General features: G+C 40.1%; 13 protein-coding genes and 1 pseudogene. 3 read left to right on the forward strand and 11 right to left on the reverse strand.

Annotated elements, in window-relative coordinates; translation table 11 throughout:
* Positions 1-140: 140 nt before the first annotated feature.
* From ACDD58_RS00075 to ACDD58_RS00095, 5 genes are all read right to left on the reverse strand, one after another.
* Complete coding sequence (locus ACDD58_RS00075) at positions 141-1025, reverse strand: carbohydrate ABC transporter permease (protein ID WP_021923151.1); 885 nt, start codon at positions 1023-1025, stop codon at positions 141-143.
* Between the two features lie 12 nt (positions 1026-1037).
* Positions 1038-1967, reverse strand: coding sequence for a sugar ABC transporter permease (locus tag ACDD58_RS00080; RefSeq protein WP_021923152.1), 930 nt, complete (start codon positions 1965-1967; stop codon positions 1038-1040).
* Positions 1968-2045: 78 nt separating this feature from the next.
* Positions 2046-3587, reverse strand: coding sequence for an ABC transporter substrate-binding protein (locus ACDD58_RS00085; RefSeq protein WP_021923153.1), 1542 nt, complete (start codon positions 3585-3587; stop codon positions 2046-2048).
* A 113-nt stretch (positions 3588-3700) separates the two neighbouring features.
* Positions 3701-5278: a response regulator gene (locus tag ACDD58_RS00090; protein ID WP_370774895.1), complete on the reverse strand. Its 1578-nt coding sequence runs from the start codon at positions 5276-5278 to the stop codon at positions 3701-3703.
* A gap of 26 nt (positions 5279-5304) precedes the next feature.
* The gene (locus tag ACDD58_RS00095; protein ID WP_021923155.1) at positions 5305-7035 is read right to left on the reverse strand and encodes a sensor histidine kinase; all 1731 of its coding nucleotides are present in this window, start codon (positions 7033-7035) and stop codon (positions 5305-5307) included.
* A 180-nt stretch (positions 7036-7215) separates the two neighbouring features.
* Between ACDD58_RS00095 and ACDD58_RS00100 the strand changes: the two genes are divergently transcribed.
* Positions 7216-8046, forward strand: coding sequence for a hypothetical protein (locus tag ACDD58_RS00100; protein WP_370774896.1), 831 nt, complete (start codon positions 7216-7218; stop codon positions 8044-8046).
* Positions 8047-8583: 537 nt separating this feature from the next.
* Here the strand turns inward: ACDD58_RS00100 and ACDD58_RS00105 are convergent.
* Positions 8584-10578, reverse strand: a complete 1995-nt coding sequence (locus ACDD58_RS00105; RefSeq protein ID WP_007883440.1) for a 2-isopropylmalate synthase — start codon at positions 10576-10578, stop codon at positions 8584-8586.
* Between the two features lie 313 nt (positions 10579-10891).
* Positions 10892-11323 carry an Rrf2 family transcriptional regulator gene (locus tag ACDD58_RS00110; protein ID WP_044927116.1) on the reverse strand — a complete coding sequence of 144 codons (432 nt, stop codon included), beginning with the start codon at positions 11321-11323 and terminating at the stop codon, positions 10892-10894.
* Positions 11324-11589: 266 nt separating this feature from the next.
* Here ACDD58_RS00110 and ACDD58_RS00115 point away from each other — a divergent pair, with 266 nt between their 5' ends.
* Positions 11590-13236 carry a SulP family inorganic anion transporter gene (locus ACDD58_RS00115; RefSeq protein ID WP_055168635.1) on the forward strand — a complete coding sequence of 549 codons (1647 nt, stop codon included), beginning with the start codon at positions 11590-11592 and terminating at the stop codon, positions 13234-13236.
* A 695-nt stretch (positions 13237-13931) separates the two neighbouring features.
* On the opposite strand, the pseudogene ACDD58_RS00120 reads toward ACDD58_RS00115, so the two are convergent.
* Together ACDD58_RS00120 and ACDD58_RS00125 are read right to left on the reverse strand one after the other, a co-directional pair.
* Positions 13932-15444, reverse strand: a pseudogene (locus tag ACDD58_RS00120) (SPFH domain-containing protein).
* A gap of 214 nt (positions 15445-15658) precedes the next feature.
* Positions 15659-16987, reverse strand: coding sequence for an MATE family efflux transporter (locus ACDD58_RS00125; protein ID WP_055168532.1), 1329 nt, complete (start codon positions 16985-16987; stop codon positions 15659-15661).
* A 218-nt stretch (positions 16988-17205) separates the two neighbouring features.
* On the opposite strand from ACDD58_RS00125, the gene ACDD58_RS00130 reads away from it, so the two are divergent.
* Entirely contained in the window at positions 17206-18021 is an 816-nt protein-coding gene (locus ACDD58_RS00130; RefSeq protein ID WP_021923417.1) for a MerR family transcriptional regulator, read from the forward strand.
* A 29-nt stretch (positions 18022-18050) separates the two neighbouring features.
* Here ACDD58_RS00130 and ACDD58_RS00135 read toward each other — a convergent pair whose 3' ends face one another.
* Both ACDD58_RS00135 and ACDD58_RS00140 read right to left on the reverse strand, forming a co-directional pair.
* Entirely contained in the window at positions 18051-18731 is a 681-nt protein-coding gene (locus ACDD58_RS00135) for an HAD family hydrolase (protein WP_070101738.1), read from the reverse strand.
* A gap of 16 nt (positions 18732-18747) precedes the next feature.
* On the reverse strand, positions 18748-19155 hold the full coding sequence (locus ACDD58_RS00140; RefSeq protein ID WP_007883901.1) for a CBS domain-containing protein: 408 nt from the start codon (positions 19153-19155) through the stop codon (positions 18748-18750).
* Between the last annotated feature and the right edge of the window lie 102 nt (positions 19156-19257).

The following is a 19257-nucleotide window of genomic DNA, read 5'->3' on the forward strand; positions in this document are numbered from 1 at the left end:
GTCTTCTCGCTAATCTTATTTACTAACTCTCTTACTGTCATATTCTTTTCTCCTAAAAAAGCAGCCCACGCAGAAGAAATATGCACACGAACACGAACTACTATTTCTTCTGTGCAGACTGTCTACACTTCTCTATGAAATTAACCCTTTACGGCTCCGACAACAACACCCTTTACCAGATATTTCTGTACAAAAGGATAGATCAGCATAATCGGAAGAATTCCGATCACTGCCATGGCCATTCGGATAGATGTTCCCGGCAAGTCGATCGCACCTGTTCCGATCAGGGCTGCATTCGAGCTGGAACGCATTGCCTGAATATTATTCATGATCTTCATTAACAACTGCTGGATACTATACAGCTTTTCATTGCTGATATAATACAGACCGTTTGTCCAGTCATTCCAGTAGCAGATACCTGTAAACAAACTGATCGTTGCTACGGTTGGAACCGCTAACGGAAGCATGACTTTAAAGAAGATTTTCAGTTCAGATGCACCATCTAACTGTGCTGCCTCGATCAAAGAATCCGGCACACTGTTCTGATAATAGTTTTTTACAAGAATAACATTAAATGCACTTACCAGATAGTTCGGAATGATCAATGCCCAGATCGTATTTTTGATATGGAAAAATTTTGTCCACATAATGTAAGACGGTACAATACCACCATTAAATAACATTGTAAAAAATACGAAAAATGCCAGTGCGTTACGATACTTGAAAGATTTTCTCGACATTGGATATGCGAGCATGGTTGTGATAATTACGCTTAATGCGGTACCAACAAAGGTTACCAGGAAAGAAACTCCATAAGATCTTAAGATCATAATACTCTGCTTTACCATGTAATAATAAGCATCTAAGCTCCACTGTTCCGGCCAGTAAGTATATCCGTTTCGGATCAGGGATGACTCCGCCGAAAATGATGCAATGACAATCAACAGGATTGGCAGCATTGCAATGATGACTAATATGGTAAGGATGATCGTTGCCACCCGGTTAAAGCTTTTACTTTCGGTCATATCTCTGCCCCCCTAGAATAATGCGTTTTCAGAATCTACTTTACGTACGATGCCATTTGCGATCAATACAAGAGCAAATCCCACTAATGACTGATAGAGTCCGGCTGCTGCTGACATACCAACATCATTTAATTCCATCAATCCACGGTATACGTAGGTATCAATGGTCTGCGTTACATTAAATAATGCTCCTGAGTTCTGTGGTACCTGATAGAACAGACCAAAGTCAGAGTAGAAAATTCTTCCAATCGACATTAAGGTCAATGTGATAACCGTCGGTTTTAACATTGGCAGCGTAATTCTGAAAATCTGCTGCATTTTGGTTGCACCATCAATCGCTGCGGCTTCATAAATAGATTTATCAATACCTGAAATACTTGCCATATAAACAATTGACTGATATCCCATGTTCTTCCAGAGATTTACGATGATAATAATTGCCGGCCATGCTCCGGTGTAGGAATACCATGATACCGGGTCTAATCCAAGTCCTGCAAGGATTGTTTTATTGATAAATCCGGTATCCGCATTTAAAAATGCATAGGCTATAAATCCAATAACGACCCAGGATAACAGGTTCGGCAAAAGCAATGCTGCCTGGAAAAATTTAACGCGTGTTTTTTTTCCAAGTTCACACATCATCACAGCAATTGCAATTGCAACGATCGTTCCGATAATAATGAAAGCCACATTATATAAAATTGTGTTTCTGGTCATAATCCAAGCATCTTTGGTCTTGAACAAAAACTGGAAATTCTGAAGACCGCACCAGTCACTTCCGAATACACCTTTTCTAAGACTATAATTCTTAAATGCCAGGAAAATACCAAACATTGGTATATAATTATTGATCAGTAAGTAGACGATTCCCGGCAGTGCAATCATAAAGAGCGGCAGATTTTTAAATTTTCTTTTTTTGCTTTTTGCAATTGCCTTTTCCATTCTATTCTCCATTTCTGTAGAACTGCCGCATTTTCATGCGGCAGCCTTTTGATATCTGTGAAACCGTGTCACTCTGTTTTATTTCTGCTGTGCAACCCAAGCATCTAACTGCTCCTGTTTTGCATTTAAAATATCCTGGTATCCGGCATCATCCAATGCTTTTACAAATTTTTCAATTTCTGTATCCGGATCTAAGCTTCCGCAGTTTAATCCCGGCATATACTGTTTGATAACATTGTTTACTGCGGTGTACTGTGTCTTCACACTGCTGGAATCAAAGGTGAAGCCCATTGCAGGAGATGTCTTTGCAATCTTGTTCTGCTCTAATTCCCAGTCAAGAGATGCCGGATCAGATCCTTCTAGGCAGTACATTAAGAAATAATTTCCTAATGTTCCACAGCTTAACTGTGCTGTATATGGTACGGTTGTAGAATCTTCTCCTTCTGGATAAGAAACAGTTCCATCATCGTTTTTCACATAGTCTCTTCCCTCAATACCATAGATCAGTAAGTTGATTACATCCGCATCTGTATAAGTAAGGTTTAAGAACTTCATAGCAGCTTCCGGAACATCTGTTGTGGAAGAGATCATCCAGCTTACCATATTAACATCACCAGTGGAAAGATATGCATCGCCGATCATTTTTGCCCCGATCGGATATCCGCCGCACTGAGCCTCTAAGGATGCTGCTGTGTCAGCTTCCGGATAGCTATATGCTGCGATGTAGCAGAAGTAGTTACCGGAACTCATTGTCTCTGCTGCTGCACTTGTCGTTGTTGCTGCATCCTGCATTACAAGACCATCATTGTACCAGCTTCTTACTAACTCACATCTCTCTTTATAGATATCTGTAGAATATAAATCTGTTACCGTAAGGTCATCACCCATTAACACACCTGTTGGAGAATACATAGAATCTGTCAGGAAATCAACATCTCCCCAAGTAACATCTAAACCGATACGGCCTGGTTCTACTGGTGCAAGCGGGATCATATCCGGATAAGCTTCCTTCACCTGTTTTAAAATATCAGTAACATCTTCAATGGAATTAACAGAACTCATATCCAGTCCAAGCTCATCTGCGATATCCTGTCTGTAGATAACCATTGGTGTTAATGCGATTGGTTTTAAAGTCGGTGTACCGTAAATTGTTCCGTCGGCTGTGCAGGCTGCAAGCCAGTCCTCTCCGATCGCATCTACAATTCCCTGTCCATACTGATCTAATAAATCATTTAACTCATATGTCATATCAGTAGATACATAATTATTAAAATCACCAAGGGATTCATAAATATCGATTTTTTCTCCGCCCTGTAAAGCAAGACTTACTTTGCTCGGATAATCTGCAAATGCGATCGGTTCTAACGTAACCTCCACACCGATCTTCTCTCTTGTGATCTTATTGATTTCCTCTTCTACAACATCTAAGTCTTCCTCTGTCGGGATATTATTAAATGTACTGTATGCATAAGTAACCTGCTCATAATCTCCATCTGCTTTTGTGCTTCCAGTCTCAGTTCCTGCTGCAGATCCGTTAGAATCTGAGCTTCCTCCACATGCAGTAAGACCTACTGTCATTGCAGCTATTAATAAAGCTGCCAGAACTCTTTTGTTTTTCATCTGAAAAACCCTCCTCTTTTTTTTTGATAGTATCAATTTATCAGATTTATCTCGTTCTTTCTTTCAAAAAAAGGATACATACTTTCAAAAAAAAGAGAACCAAATCTGATTCTCTATTTTTTGCAATATTGATTTGGCGACACGCCTGTATATTTTTTAAATATCGTAGAAAAATAAGTAAAATTGTCAAATCCTACTGTTTCTGCCACATCACTCACACGCTCACCGCGCTCTAACATTCTTTTCGCCTCATCAATCCTGTATTCTGTTATCGTATCTTTGATTGTTCTACCAGTTAATTTCTTATAAGTCTTTGATAAATATTCCGGTGCCAGATAAAACTGTTCTGCAATCTCAGTTCTTCCAATATTTTCTCTGTAATGCTCCCTGATATATTGATCAACCTTCTCGTTGAGACTATAATTCTTTTGGACACTTTCCTCATATTGGAAAGTACAGTCAATCAGATAATTTGTCCACCTTATCATATCCAATACAGATTGCGAAGCTTTCTGACCTAACTGATTTAAGTTATCATCCACAAATAAACCTGATATCTGAATCTCTTTTTTTCCAAAATAAGTATAAACCGCCTGAAGAATTTCCTCTTTCCCTCTGGATAAAACCCGATCACTTAAAGTCTTATCATAAATCCTTTCATGTAGCATTGCTTTCATATAACTTAAAATTTCTAATTTTTTCTTTTCGGATAAAAATTGTTCTATTTTATCAACCTCAAAAACATTTTTAATGTTTTGCTGAATTTCTGCTGCGTCATCCTCCTGAAAATAACTGCCATAAAATGCAACGTTCCTTTCAATCAGATTCTGCTGCCGGTGGAATGTTTTATAAAAATTTTCTATCTTACAAGGCTTTCCTACACACATGGTAATTTCAGATGAAAATATTTTTTTAAAAACTGTGTGTAATAATTTGCAACACTGTTTTAATTCTTCACTGTCTTTTTTCTGGCAAACCGTCGCAACAATATAATAATTATCATAGTCCATTGACACAACCGAGCTATTATCAGGACATCCGCAAAAAATCTCTGAATGAATATTCTCAACTACGAAAAGCATTAGATCCGGGCTCATTTTTGCTCGGTCTTTTTTGATTTCTGTTATCTTGGAAACAATCAGATTATAATCCTGTTCTACGTTAATCTGCAATTTACGGTTTTCGATTTCATTCTTTATAACCTCGTTTTTCCCTGCAATATGTCCCGATAATATTTCACTCCAGAAAGCAACCTGAACATGATTCTGGTTCTCCTTTAACCATTTTCCATACTCACTGTTTTCCTGTAATTTTTGAGTTTCCATGCGTTTTAAAATAATCTTCTTTAAAGCTGCCTCCATAACGTTCACATCAAAAGGCTTTAATAAATACTCACATGCCTGATACTTAATTGCATTGGATGCATAGTCAAAACTCTCATGACAGGTCAAAAGCAGAAAATCTCCCGGAAGCTCTTCTCTCCGAAACCACTCCAGCAAATCGATTCCAGATCCCTGTGGCATCTCAATATCACTGATTACAATATCAATATTATGTTCTTTTAAAATCTCTTTTGCCAGCTGGATATTATAAGCTGTAAATATATCTGAAACACCAAGTTCTTTCCACTTTACTGAATTTTTAATGACATCCACCGTTGCCATATCGTCATCTACAATTAAAACCTGCATTTGCACAATCCTCTTTTGTAATCTTATTAATCCATTTTTATCTGTTTCTGTTCTTTCATTTCCTGTACTGCATGCGCTGGTATCCGGAATGTATTTTTACATCCATGTGGTTCAATATTACTGATTGTAAATAATCCTTCACGCTCATACATAAGTTCCATCATCCGTTTCACACTCTTTAAACCTACACGCTCCCCTGTCTTTGAAATCGTATTTTCCTGATTTTCAAAAAATTGGAGTACTTCTTTAGGATATCCGGCTCCATCATCTTCTACCTCAACATAAAGCATCTCCTCGCCATTTACATCCGCTTTTGATGCTTTGATTAGAATCGTAAGCATCTGATTGATATTTACTGCATACTTATACTCATTTTCTATGATTGTATGGATAATCATCTGTGGAATCTTCCACTCTCTCACTTCCGGATTAATGTCTATATAGTAAAACACGCATCCCGGATATTTCAACTCCTGCATTTCAAAATAATTCTCTACATGTGTTACTTCTTCCTGCAGTGACACTGTATGCAAACCTGCACGGAACATATAGCGTATGTTCTTTGACAGCGCACTGATATAGCTTTCAATTTCTTTATTTTTTCCCTGCTGGCTCAAACTTGAGATTGTGGTCATTGCATTCAGGAAGAAATGTGGTCTTATCTGAAGTTTTATGCATTTAAGTTCTGTTTCCTGCAGATCTATCTGTTTTTCGTAGCTTTGGATTTTTAACTTCATGATCTCATCCATCAGACGGTTAAACGCATCTTTTAATACAATAAATTCATTGCTTTCAAATTCTTTTGTAATACGATATTCTCGATTTCCAGTCTGCATCTGTTCCATGCTTCTCTGCATATGTCCCATTGGTGCAAGCATTTCTCTTCGCAAAAAGTTAATAAAAAACACTGAAAAGCCTGCCAGTATCAGTATTACGAATAATACTAATATCATGTTCCACCGGATTTGTCCAACAACCTGAGACTTACTTACATACGCCGATAACTGCAATTTCCCATCGGCAAGTGTATAATCATTCTTATACACACCGAGACTTTGAGGTGTCGCCTGTAATTCTTTCCCAATTTCACAGGTAAATTCCTGTTTTCCACATCCACCCCATACCTTTTGCTGCTCATCTTTCAATAATATAAAAATTTTCTGCAAATTCTTTTTCGTTACATTGTCCATAAAATGATCAACAGAAATGAAAATACCGGCTGATCTTCCCTGCCATACATACATCTTGGACACATAATTCTGCAATCCAATCCGCACAATCATCCACTCTGCTTTTGCACTACCTTCCTTTGCTCTCTCCAAGGCATATTGACGTAAATCTTCACGTTCCTGATAAGCCATATCGCTATTCTCATAATCCAGACAGCTTCCATATGTACTATCTCCAATCACAACGGCATCCACATACTGATCGTAAGTAATCTGCTCCTGTATAATTTTTTTTATCTCTATGGAAGCATAATATCGTTCTGATTCTTTTTCGCTCTGAAGCATATCATAATCATTATTTTTATAAATCAAACGCTCTAACAGCATGTCTGCATTCTCAAGTTTATTCTCAAGTTCTTTTCCATATAACTGAAGCAGATTTCTGCTACTTGTCTGCATGTTTTCCAAAACTGTGTAATATGAGACACAAATATAGGTAACAATTACAATTCCAAGCAATGCACTTTGAATTACAAACATATGGATTGTCTGACTAACTAACGATTTATTTTTATTCTTTTTCTTCATATTGTGCCTCATTGCAATCTAATCTTTGTTTTTCTTTTCGAATCCGATTAACTTCAGTTCCTATCATACCTTTTTTTATGTTTTCTGAAAAGAATTTTTTAACTGAACAAACTTCTCCAACCTGCCGATATATAAATTATCGAAACAAGTAGTCAAATTTATTTCACGGAGGAAATAAAGATGAACTTAACCGTAAGCAATTATTTTGGCGGAACGATGAATGGCTTCTCCACTGCCACGATCAACACAAGAAACACTGGAATTTCCAAAAGCAGTTCCTTTAGCACAGGGAAGTCAACCAAAAAATCTCTTAATTATAATGCAAAACAAATCTCCTCACAGCTTATCCGCGCCACAAAGTCGCGGACTGCCGCTGCAGTTCTCACCAAGGCAAAAAGCACCGTCAATAATTTACAGCACTGCCTCGGAACCGGGGAATATGATGACAGTGAGGTACAGATTGCCCTCGCACACGCAAAAAGAATGGTAAAATGCGCCCAGTCCAAGGTGTCTAATCTGAAACAGGAAGAAAATTTACAGCGGAAATATGAACGTGAAAAATCAGCAAAAGAAATGCAGCAGAAGTCTGAAGTGAAACGCCGTATCCACCAGAAAGAAAATGATCTGAAACAAAAGATGGCGGCGGAGGAGATCCAACAGGTACAGAAAGAGAAATCAAGACGTCAGGAGATCATCCGCAAACGCCGTATGCACCGCAATGAAGAACGCAGCAACATCAACGAAGCAGATATGAAGTATCTGCAAAATACCATGGATTACAAACACGGGGGCAGCTCCTCGGCAGCCGGTGCAGCAACGGTCGATCTGTCCTATGTCGGACTGCAGATGAGTGAATTACAGCAGATGGAAGCTCAGATGAATGCTCAGATGAATGCCGAGTTAAATGCCACCGCCGATGCAGGCACTGTAGATACAGCCACCTGCGACAGTGGCTCATCTGCCGCAGCAGCCTCTTTCAATGGAAGCGTCAGCTCTGGAAGTGTTCTATAATTTCACCATGGGAAAATATTTTTAGAATCCCATCTTCATAGCTCACGAAGAAAATAATATTTGTTTATATCGTTTTTCTTTTCATTTACGCTGTGAATGACTTGTGAGAGAACTCTTATACATGCCCAATCAACGCTGTGAATTGCACCACAAAATCTGCAATTTACGTTATGGAACTTTGGTTGGCTTTGATTTCTGCCGCTCGTATTCTGGATTGACGGATTTTCACAATCTGGATATTGCATGCCACACAGTCTTGGCTTAATAAAAAATAGAACTGATTTGTTTTCAGGATTTTGGGAGCGGCCGGTTCTTAGAAAGCAGACATTGCGATTTCAAAAGCCAATGTAATTGGATTTTGAAATCACGATGGATGCTTTCTTAGTACCGCTGCCAGCGACAACAAGCGGAAGCGTTCCTGAAAACAAACAGTTCTATTTTTTATGTTTATAAATACTTTATAGGCATGCAATTAACATAACCTACGAAAATCCGTAACACCACCTACAAGCGGCAGTTCAAAACCTAAACTCTGGTTTACTCTCTACTTAAATTCCGGTACTGCAGTGGTGTCATCTCAAATGTTTTCTTAAAGGTTCTGTTAAAATGCTCCACATTCTGATAACCAACCGCATAGGAAATATTCTCAACTGTCATGTTGCCATTTTTTAACAACGTCTTGGCACGTTTCATTCTGGTGTGTGCAACGTGTTCTCCAAATGTTTTACCGGATTTATCTTTAATATATTTGGAAATGTATGGTTCTGACAGATGGAACTGTTCTGCCATATTCTCTAATGTTACAGTCTGATAATTTGTCTGGATATAATTTAACATGGAAACCAGACGGTCATCCTGATGATTGTCATCTTTGGTCATCTCCGGCAGCTTGTTGACCGCTACCACAAGCGCATGGATAGACGCTTTGATGATATCCTCATCCATGCCTGCGCCCCAGTAATTCTTTCCATCGTGGGTGATACCAACATAAGCCATCGCCTTGGAGGAGGAACCGTGGGACAATGCATGCTCCTCATAAGTGGACAGTTCATAAGTAATTCCAAAATACTGCTTAATCGTGTTACTGATCGCATCCAGACGTCCATTACCATTGGCATCTACAATCGTCTTTTTCTCTCCATACTGAATCGTTGCCTCTGCCATAATGCCATCATCCTGACGGAAATGACACTCGGAAATCTGGAAGTATGGAGTATAATGAATGTAATTGTCCTCGAAAATCTCGTAAACCCACTGTGGAGACAACTCTTTGTGTTCCTCGTCGGATACCTGTTTCACAGCGTAACCAACTTCCTCGCGCATCTTCTCCGGCACGGAAATAGAAAAGTTCTGTTTCAGTATGTAACTGATTCCACCCTTACCGGACTGGCTGTTGATACGGATAACATCAGAATCGTACGTTCTGCCAACATCCACCGGATCGATTGGAAGATATGGAACTGTCCATGTGTTAAGCTTCTTCTCTTCTCTCCACGCCATACCTTTGGCGATCGCATCCTGATGAGAACCGGAAAATGCAGAGAATACCAGATTACCAGCATACGGCTGACGGTCATTTACCTGCATTCTGGTCAGACGCTCATACACTTCGCGGATATGTGGCATATTGGAAAAATCGAGCTGCGGATCAATTCCATAGGAATACATGTTCATTGCGACTGTGATGATATCCACGTTACCGGTACGCTCTCCGTTTCCAAATAATGTTCCCTCAATCCGGTCTGCTCCCGCAAGCAGTCCAAGCTCTGCATCGCTGACACCGCATCCTCTGTCGTTGTGTGGATGAAGGCTTAAAACAACATTGTCACGATATTTCAAATTTTTACTTACATACTCGATCTGGGTTGCGAACACATGCGGCATTGCTGTTTCTACAGTAGCCGGAATGTTGATGATCGCCTTATTCTGTGCAGATGGCTGCCATACATCAAGTACCGCATTACATACTTCCACTGCATAATCCACTTCTGTGCCGTGGAAACTTTCAGGACTGTACTCGAAAGAGAAATCCCCCTCTGTCTCGTCTGCCAGTTTTTTCAGCAATTCTGCGCCATCGACTGCAAGCTGTTTGATCTGCTCTTTGCTCTTTTTAAATACCTGTTCGCGCTGTGCCACAGAAGTAGAATTGTAAAGGTGAATGACTGCATGCGGCGCACCCTTGACCGCCTCAAATGTTTTCTTAATAATATGTTCTCTCGCCTGTGTCAAAACCTGTACGGTCACATCATCCGGGATCATATCACGCTCGATCAATGTTCTCATGAAAATAAATTCTGTCTCAGAAGCTGCCGGGAAACCAACCTCAATTTCCTTGAATCCGATATCCACTAACATCTGGAAAAATTCAAGCTTTTCGTCCAGACTCATTGGCTCGATCAAAGCCTGATTTCCATCACGAAGATCGACGGAACACCAGATTGGTGCTTTTTCAATATGGTCTTTTTTTGCCCAGTCATACTCACAGACCGGCGGCATAAAATATTGTCTTTCATATTTGTTTACGTTTTTCATTTTCAAATTTCCTTTCCTTATTAAAGCCCAGCAAAAAACCTCTACGATTCATCCGAATCATAGAGGCGAAACTAATGCGGCATCTTATATGTCATATTAAATATTTGCTTCTCTTCATCGTTTCATTTATCACAAAGAAAGAACCTTATATTCTGATCATCTGCACAATAAATGTACAAATCTCTGGAAGCATTACCGCAATTCTTTCTTTGCATAAAATACATCAACAAATCTGATGTAATCTTAACACGGTGATAGAAAGAATGAAATGATTAAATTTAATCTCTTTCATTGATGTTTTTTATCACAAAAATCAAATTACATAATCCGAGCACTCCTTCATCTCATAGTCTACGAGATCCTGCAATGTCATATGATCTACCACGTCATTGATTGCTTCGTTCATCTTCTGCCATACAAGAATTGTTGCGCAGTCATGGATTTTTTCACAGGTATTCTCTTCTTCCACGCATGCTACCGGCGCAAGACTTCCCTCTGTCAGTCTGAGAATCATGCCTATTGTATATTCCTCAGGCTTTTTGGTTAATATGTATCCTCCCTGCGCACCACGGATGCTCTTCACGTATTTTGCCTTATTCAAAACAGAGATGATCTGCTCTAAGTATTTATCCGAAATCCCCTGTCTTCTTGCAATATCTTTCAGACTAATCGGTTCTCCGGTATTATTCACTGCAAGATCCAGCATTAATCTTAATGCATATCTGCCTTTTGTTGATACTTTCATAATATATTCCTTCCCGATAAAATTTGTCATTAAAAAAACAAATTTGCACTGTAAAATCATTATATTCAGTATATTCCTCTATTCATACTATGTCAATAGGAATTAAACTGTATCCCTTATGTATTGCCTAAAAAACAAGTTGTCAAAAAATTAACAAGTGTTTTTCCTTGAAATAGGTATTGCACAGTGCTAAAATTTTAACTTGCGTGTTTATAGTTTTTTTATAATTATTTTATATATTTTTTACTGAAAGGATAAATCATCACATGAATGAACTAAGACCAAAACTTTTTGATGTTATGAAAGGTTACACCAAAGAGCAGCTCATCAAAGATATTATTTCCGGTATCATTGTTGCGATCATCGCTCTTCCACTATCCATCGCACTAGCAATCGCATCCGGTGTAGGACCTGAACAGGGACTTTACACTGCCATTATCGCCGGATTTTTTATTTCTTTCTTCGGCGGAAGCCGCGTCCAGATTGGTGGACCAACCGCAGCTTTTGTTGTGATTATCTACGGAATTGTAGAACAGTACGGAACTGACGGACTGATCGTTGCTACGATCCTTGCAGGAATCATCCTTGTGATTATGGGAATCTGCCGTTTTGGCTCCCTGATCAAATACATTCCTTATACCATTACTACCGGTTTCACCTGTGGTATCGCGGTAACTTTATTTGTCGGACAGTTGAAAGATTTCTTCGGTCTTGAAATTGCTTCGGTTCCTTCCGAGTTTTTAAACAAAGTCATTGCTTATGTACAAAATATCAGCACGATCAACCTCACCTCTACAATCATCGGTGTTGTTGCCATTATCATTATGCTGTTCTGGCCAAAAGTAACAGACAAAATTCCAGGTTCCCTGATCGCAATTATTATCACAACTGCAATCGTATATTTTGCAAAACTCCCGGTAAATACAATTGGCAGTGTTTACGGTGAATTAAATTCCGCATTTCCAACCTTCCATGCACCTGCTCTTTCCATGAAGCTTGTGCAGGAAATGATTTCACCTGCATTTACAATTGCCATCCTCGCCGGTATTGAATCCCTGCTTTCCGCAGTCGTATCTGACGGTATGATCGGTGACACACACAAATCTAATGCCGAGCTGATTGGGCAGGGACTTGGAAATATTTTTTCCGGACTTTTCGGCGGTATTCCTGCCACTGGCGCAATCGCAAGAACTGCTGCCAATGTCCGTAACGGTGGTCGTACTCCAATTGCCGGTATTGTGCACTGTATCACCTTAACGATCATTCTTCTGGTTTTGATGCCGCTTGCTGCATTGATCCCAATGACCACTTTAGCCGCTGTTCTTCTTGTGGTTGCCGCAAATATGGCGGACTGGACTTCTTTCTTCCGCCTTTGCAAAACTGCACCAAAGAGTGACATCATCGTTCTAGTTGCGACCTTTTTCTTAACGGTATTTTTTGATCTGGTAGTTGCAATTGAAATCGGTGTTGTACTTGCTGCATTATTATTTATGAAACGTATGGCGGAAACCGCCGATATCAAAGCATGGAAATACACCGACTCCCCTGACATCACTCCGGGTGAGGCAGAAAAACTCCGTGATATTCCCCACTCCATCAGCGTATTTGAAATCTGTGGTCCAATGTTCTTTGCTGCTGCCGACCAGATTGTAAATATCAACAGCCATCACCACACCAAGGTTGTTGTCATCCGTATGAGAAGTGTTCCTGCGATCGATGCAAGTGCTATGCATTCCTTACACGAACTCGCCGACCGTGCAAAACGCAAAAATATCACACTGGTATTCTCACACGTAAATGAACAGCCTATGCATGTTATGGAAAAAGATGGATTTGTGGAACTTATCGGAAAAGAAAATTTCCATGAAAACATTGTTGACGCTCTCGATTACGCAGAGCAGCTTGTGAAATAAACCGGAGTTTAACTTACCGTGGAGCAGCAGATTTTGTGGTGCTTTTATAGGCTGTGAGGGGGCAGATATAAGCGTCCTCTCGCAAGTCGTGATTTTATCGGTTTATGAAAAGAAAAACGGTACAGACGAAATATGATGTTCCTGTTCGCCGGGCATTCCGATAAGCCTCAAAGAGTCTTATCTCCATGGCTCACAAAGGAAATCATATTTGTCTGTACCGTTTTTCTTTCATTTACGCTGTACGAATGACTTGTGAGAGGACGCTTATATTTGCCCAATCAACATCATGAATCGCACCACAAAATCTGCAATTTACGTTATGGAACTCTCGGAGTTTCATCTTTGGGTTCTGCCGCTCGTATTCTGGATTGACGGATTTTCACAATCTGGGATATTGCATGCTGCACAGCCTTGGCTAAATAAAAAATAGAACTGATTTGTTTTCAGGATTTTGGGAGCGGCCGGTCCTTAGAAAGCAGACATTGCGATTTCAAAAGCCAATGTCAATTGGATTTTGAAATCACGATGGATACTTTCTTAGTACCGTTGCCAGCGACAACAAGCGGAAGCGCTCCTGAAAACAAACAGTTCTATTTTTTATTTTATAAAGTTGTTATGCATGCAATACAGTAGCTCTGGAAATCCGTAACACCACCTGCAAGCGGCAGTTCATAAGTTAAACTCTGGTTTACGAACTAAGTGGTTGGATTTTCTTTCTCGTCTTTTACTACAAGGTTTACGGAATCAATTCCACTCACATTGACATTGCGATTTACTTTTGCGTCATAGGTATCCGCTTTTACGATATCTGCAAGGTCAATGCCGGTAGCTTCTTTCATACTCTCAAAAAGCTTTGCCATGACTGCCGGAACATTTCCTGCAACCTGCTCAACACCATTGTTGCCACCATCGCCACCGATAATCGTAATTTTGTCGATCTGACCCAATGGCTCTGCAATCTTTGCAGCAACATCCGGAAGAACTTTGATCATCATCTCGGCTACGGCTGCTTTGTTATATTTTGCGTAAGCTTCCGCCTTTTTCTCCATCGCTTCTGCTTCCGCAACACCCTTTAGCCTGAATGGCTGCAGCTTCTGCTTCACCTACCGCACGAATACCTTCGGCCTCCTGCTCTTTGGCAAAGCGGTCTGCTTCCGCCTGCGCTTTTCTCGCTTCTGCCTGACGCTGTGCCTCAAACTGTTTTGCCTCGGCTTCTTTCTGTCTCTGATAGAGTGCCGCATCGGCTTTCTGCTGTGCTGCATATTTATCTGCTTCCGCCTGTTTCTTAACTTCTGCCTCAAGAGCCTGCTCTTTTACTGCAACCTCTTTCTGTTTTAACTCAATCTCACGTTCCTGTTTTGCAATATCTGCATTGGCAGTTGTTACCTCAATGGTCTTACGCTGTTCCTCTTTCTGAATCTCATAAGCTGCATCTGCCATAGCTTTTTTCGTATCTGCTTCCTGCTGTAACTCTGAACGCTTGATTGCAAGTTCATTCTGTTTCTTTGCAATCTCTGTCTGAGCCGCAACTGCTGCATCATTGGATTCTTTGTCTGCCGCTGCCTGCGCAACCTTGATATCTCTTTCACTTTCTGCTCTGGCAATTGCTGCTGCCTTTTTGATTTTTACGATATTATCAATACCCAGGTTCTCGATAACTTCATTTCCATCTACGAAGTTCTGTACGTTAAAGCTGATAATATCCAGTCCCATAGCTGCAAGGTCAGGTTCCGCATTCTCTTTTACAAGGGTTGCAAACTTCTGTCGGTCAGAAACCATTTCTTCCAGCTTCATCTTACCTACGATCTCACGCACATTACCTTCGAGAACTTCTCTTGCCACGCCTGCTATGTATTCTGTATTTTTATTCAGGAAGTTTTCTGCTGCAAGTCTTAATTTTTCAGATTCATTACTGATTTTAACGTTAACCGTTGCGTCTACATTAATGTTAATGTAATCTGCGGTCGGCACAGCATTGCTTGTTTTGACATCAATTGGGATCAGTCGAAGGTTCAACTTATCAAGACGTTCAAAAAACGGAATACGGATGGCTGCTTTTCCGATTACGATTTTTGATTTTTTCTTAATACCGGAAATAATAAATGCCATATCCGGTGGTGCCTTCACATAGCCGACGGCTAAAAAAATGACAATGAGTGCAATCACCACAATTGCGATAATTGCAGAAGCTGGAATCAATTCTAACATCTTAATCCTCCTTGTTTGCGAAGCAAATCCCAGTTCCTTGGACGAGGAGAGGATAAAGACTCCTTGTTTTTCCGAAGGAAAAATCCTGAATCCTTTGAGGAGGAGAGAATTTAGCCTCCTTGTTTTAACATTTGTATGATGTTTTTTATTATAAATGACTTAATGTTAGAATCCTATACCTTTAACCTTAAAGATTTCTTAATTTTTCATCCTATCACAGATACCCATATTTTTTCCGTTTTGTCCACTGATAATAAACCGACACAAAAACTGCCAGAAATTCCGCAACCGGAATTGCGAGCCAGACACCGGTAAGTCCAAGAATATTTGGCAGAATCATCAGTGACAGGATAATAAATACACACGTTCTGCCAAACGAAATAATGGCTGACGTTTTTCCATCGGATAAGGCTGTAAACAACGAAGACGAAAAAATATTAAATCCGCTGAACAAAAACGACAATGCAAAAATACGCAGCCCCTCAGATGCCATGACATAAGTTTCCCCGCGGTCTGGAACAAAAATGGATGCAATGCCATCCGAGAGAAGCCATGAGAAGAAGGCAATAACTACCGAGGATGCAATCACAAAGCAATTACATATTTTGTAAAGACTTTTCAACTGGTCACGGTTTTTCGCTCCATACTGAAAACCGATGACAGGCGCAACACCGATGGAGAATCCAAGGTAGAGCGAGTTAAACAGAAACTGAGCATACAAAATAATTGTGATGGCAGCAACTCCGTTTTCTCCTGCAATGCGCATTAAAATAATGTTGAATAAATACGTGATGATCGCATTTGCCAGATTGCTGACCATCTCTGAAGAACCATTAAAACAAGACTGTTTTAAGGTTGCCCCATGAAAATGGAACGGCACAAAATGCAATTCACCCTTGAAAAAGAAAAAGTATACGGTTCCTACAACGGCAGGAATCATCTGTCCAATTCCGGTTGCAATCGCAGCTCCTTCAATTTCCATACCGCAGACCGCAAGAAAAAAATAATCAAAAAAAGCATTCGCAAGCCCGGCGATCACAGTAAGCACCAGACCAAGACGCGGTTTTCCTGCTGTGACAAAAAAGGACTGGTACAACGACTGTAACATACATGCCGGAGCAAACAATACAAGATAGATCAGATAGGCATTACAGTAATCTAAAATACGTTCACTGGAACCTAAAAACAGACTGATCTGATTATGAAAAAGTAATGTGGCGATCATCAAAAGTACACTGAGCGCCACTCCGACTGCAGTGAGAAACGAGAAGTCCTCCATGGCCTCTTCTTTTTTCCCCTCCCCAAGTTTTTTACTGACAACGGCACTTCCTCCTGTCGCAAACATGATTCCGACTGCCAGTAAAAGATTGAAAACCGGATATACAATATTTGCCGCAGAGAGTGCCTCACTGCCAAGATATCTTGAAATAAAAATTCCATCCACAATCGTATAACACGACATAAACATCATCATAACCATGGATGGTAATGCAAATTTTAACAATGAAATCGGTGTAAATTTCTGACTGATTGACTGTGACATACAAAATCCTTTCGTAAAATTCTATTCATATTAAGTAATCTTAATCTGTATCATTATGGTACGCATCCAAATAATCATTGGCATTTCAGCGCACAAATGCTATCATAAACTATATGGCAACAATATAGTCAAGTGCAAATTTTAAAACGTTTCCATCCTCAATGACACAGTACTTTTTAAGCTTTATCATTGTTAATCTGGACATAAGGAGATACCGTATGGATCACAACAAATACATGACTACAGGCGAGTTTGCAAGGCGCATGGGTGTGACAAAAAATACCTTGTTTCATTATGATAATATCGGTTTATTTTTACCGGAAATTGTGGATACCAACGATTACCGCTATTATTCCATTTACCAGATGGAAGTATTTGACACAATTATCATTTTGAAAGAGATGGGCATGCCGTTAAATGAAATCAAAGAATTTATGGATCATCGAAGCCCGGAAAGCCTGATGGAACTTTTTGAAAAAGAGGATAAAAAAATCACAGAACAGATCAAACGATTAAAATACCAGCAACAGTTTATCCGTGGCAGAAAAGAAAAAATGAAGGGAATCTGGAGCATTGACTTTGAGCACGTTTTCCGAAAGCAATTTCCGAACCGCTACTATATTTATGAGGAAATCCGAGATGAAACGGATGCAGGAATCCTGAAAAAGACGAATGAATTTATCACTGAATTCGAGCGCAGAAATTATCAGATGGATTATGAGATCGGCTATATCCAGAATGAGAACGATATTCTGTCCGGTGTTTATGACAATTACACAAATGCGGTCATCCTTCCATTTAAAAAGCCAAAAGGTATGGACTATCAGATACTCAAAGCCGGTGAATATCTGACGGGCTACCATAAAGGCCATTGGAATACGATCGGGGCCGCGTATGAACGACTGCTGGAATATGCCAGATGTAGGCAGATAAAAATAGATCACATTTTTTTAGAAACATATGCCGTCAATAATCTGATGGCAGAATCGATTGAAGATTATGTGACGGAAATTGGTGTCAGAATCATTTCTTAAATGTAAAAGCAGGGCATCCCCTGCTTTTATTAATCCTTATATAAGATCTTCTCTAATTCTGCTGTCGTCTTAAGATAGTAATCACAGTATTTTTGCATATACTCCCGCACGACCGGAATCTGGTTATCCGACCAGCCAGCACAGGCAAACGGAACGCCACACGCTTTTGCCATGTCATAGCCGGGTTTTAAATCATCCACCATGAGAAGTTCCTCCGGCTTTAAATTCAGAATACGCATGGTTTCCTGCAATGCATAGGGATGCGGCTTTCTTTTCCCCTCCGGACATGCCCAGTCGAAAATAAGTTCCGGCGTCGGCAGTCCTGCCGCCTCGTAATCTCTCAAAATCGTCTTTCGCATGGAATGGGAAGACACACAGATTTTGCCACCATTTTCCATGTAAGTATGCAGTATCTCCGGCAAACCCTCATAGACAGCCGGGATTGTCACTGCCGCCGCACGTTCCCACTCTGCCTCCTGATACCTGATCTCCTCCGGCGTATAGTGCAAAATGTCCGCGCACATCTCATAAAATCCCGGATCAAAATTATACTCCACAAACTGTTCATAGCTCATAGTCGTGCCACGCAGATCTTTCAGTGACCGCAAAAATGCCGGGAAATTAATCTCCGGTGTACTTTTTACAACCGTGTCATCGTGATCTAACACAAGGCATCTGACTCTTAGTTCTCGTTGCTTCTTCTCAGACATTTTTAATCGTTCCTTTTCAATGATTTCTGAGTTTTCCCGCCAGATAGAGCAGTACATCTTTACGTGTGACAATTCCAATAAAAATGCCATTGTCATCTACTACAGGAACAAAGTTCTGGTTCGTGATCTTCTCAAATAAATCTTCCATGGATTCCGAGATTTTTACTGCCTCGTTGTCTCTTCGCCTCTTTACATCTGTAATTCGGATTTTTTCCATGCGATGGACATCCGGAAAATCTTTTTCCTTCATCTCCCACAGCAGATCCCCCTCCGTGATCGTACCGATATATTTTCCATCAAGCGCCAGCAGTGGAATCGCACTGTAACCGTGATACTCTAACTTTTCTACGACCTGTCGTAAAGTATCATCCTCCTCCACATGTGCCACCTCTTCTTTTGGTGTCAGAAAAAATAATATATTCATCTTTTGCACCCTCTCCTGTTCTTCTCTCTTGCACTCATTATATCATGAAGCAAAGCTTCATGATCAACATTCGTCGCTCGCCGAACGCATGAATGCGTTCTT

It is taken from the genome of Roseburia sp., assembly GCF_041325975.1.
Classification (GTDB): domain Bacteria; phylum Bacillota; class Clostridia; order Lachnospirales; family Lachnospiraceae; genus Roseburia; species Roseburia rectibacter.

Coding starts and splice junctions, on each gene's coding strand:
- ACDD58_RS00115 (WP_055168635.1), top strand. CDS start 11,590: ATGAATGAACTAAGACCAAAACTTTTTGATGTTATGAAAGGTTACACC.
- ACDD58_RS00110 (WP_044927116.1), bottom strand. CDS start 11,323: ATGAAAGTATCAACAAAAGGCAGATATGCATTAAGATTAATGCTGGAT.
- ACDD58_RS00095 (WP_021923155.1), bottom strand. CDS start 7,035: ATGAAGAAAAAGAATAAAAATAAATCGTTAGTTAGTCAGACAATCCAT.
- ACDD58_RS00135 (WP_070101738.1), bottom strand. CDS start 18,731: ATGTCTGAGAAGAAGCAACGAGAACTAAGAGTCAGATGCCTTGTGTTA.
- ACDD58_RS00080 (WP_021923152.1), bottom strand. CDS start 1,967: ATGGAAAAGGCAATTGCAAAAAGCAAAAAAAGAAAATTTAAAAATCTG.
- ACDD58_RS00085 (WP_021923153.1), bottom strand. CDS start 3,587: ATGAAAAACAAAAGAGTTCTGGCAGCTTTATTAATAGCTGCAATGACA.
- ACDD58_RS00130 (WP_021923417.1), top strand. CDS start 17,206: ATGGATCACAACAAATACATGACTACAGGCGAGTTTGCAAGGCGCATG.
- ACDD58_RS00075 (WP_021923151.1), bottom strand. CDS start 1,025: ATGACCGAAAGTAAAAGCTTTAACCGGGTGGCAACGATCATCCTTACC.
- ACDD58_RS00090 (WP_370774895.1), bottom strand. CDS start 5,278: ATGCAGGTTTTAATTGTAGATGACGATATGGCAACGGTGGATGTCATT.
- ACDD58_RS00125 (WP_055168532.1), bottom strand. CDS start 16,987: ATGTCACAGTCAATCAGTCAGAAATTTACACCGATTTCATTGTTAAAA.
- ACDD58_RS00100 (WP_370774896.1), top strand. CDS start 7,216: ATGAACTTAACCGTAAGCAATTATTTTGGCGGAACGATGAATGGCTTC.
- ACDD58_RS00105 (WP_007883440.1), bottom strand. CDS start 10,578: ATGAAAAACGTAAACAAATATGAAAGACAATATTTTATGCCGCCGGTC.
- ACDD58_RS00140 (WP_007883901.1), bottom strand. CDS start 19,155: ATGAATATATTATTTTTTCTGACACCAAAAGAAGAGGTGGCACATGTG.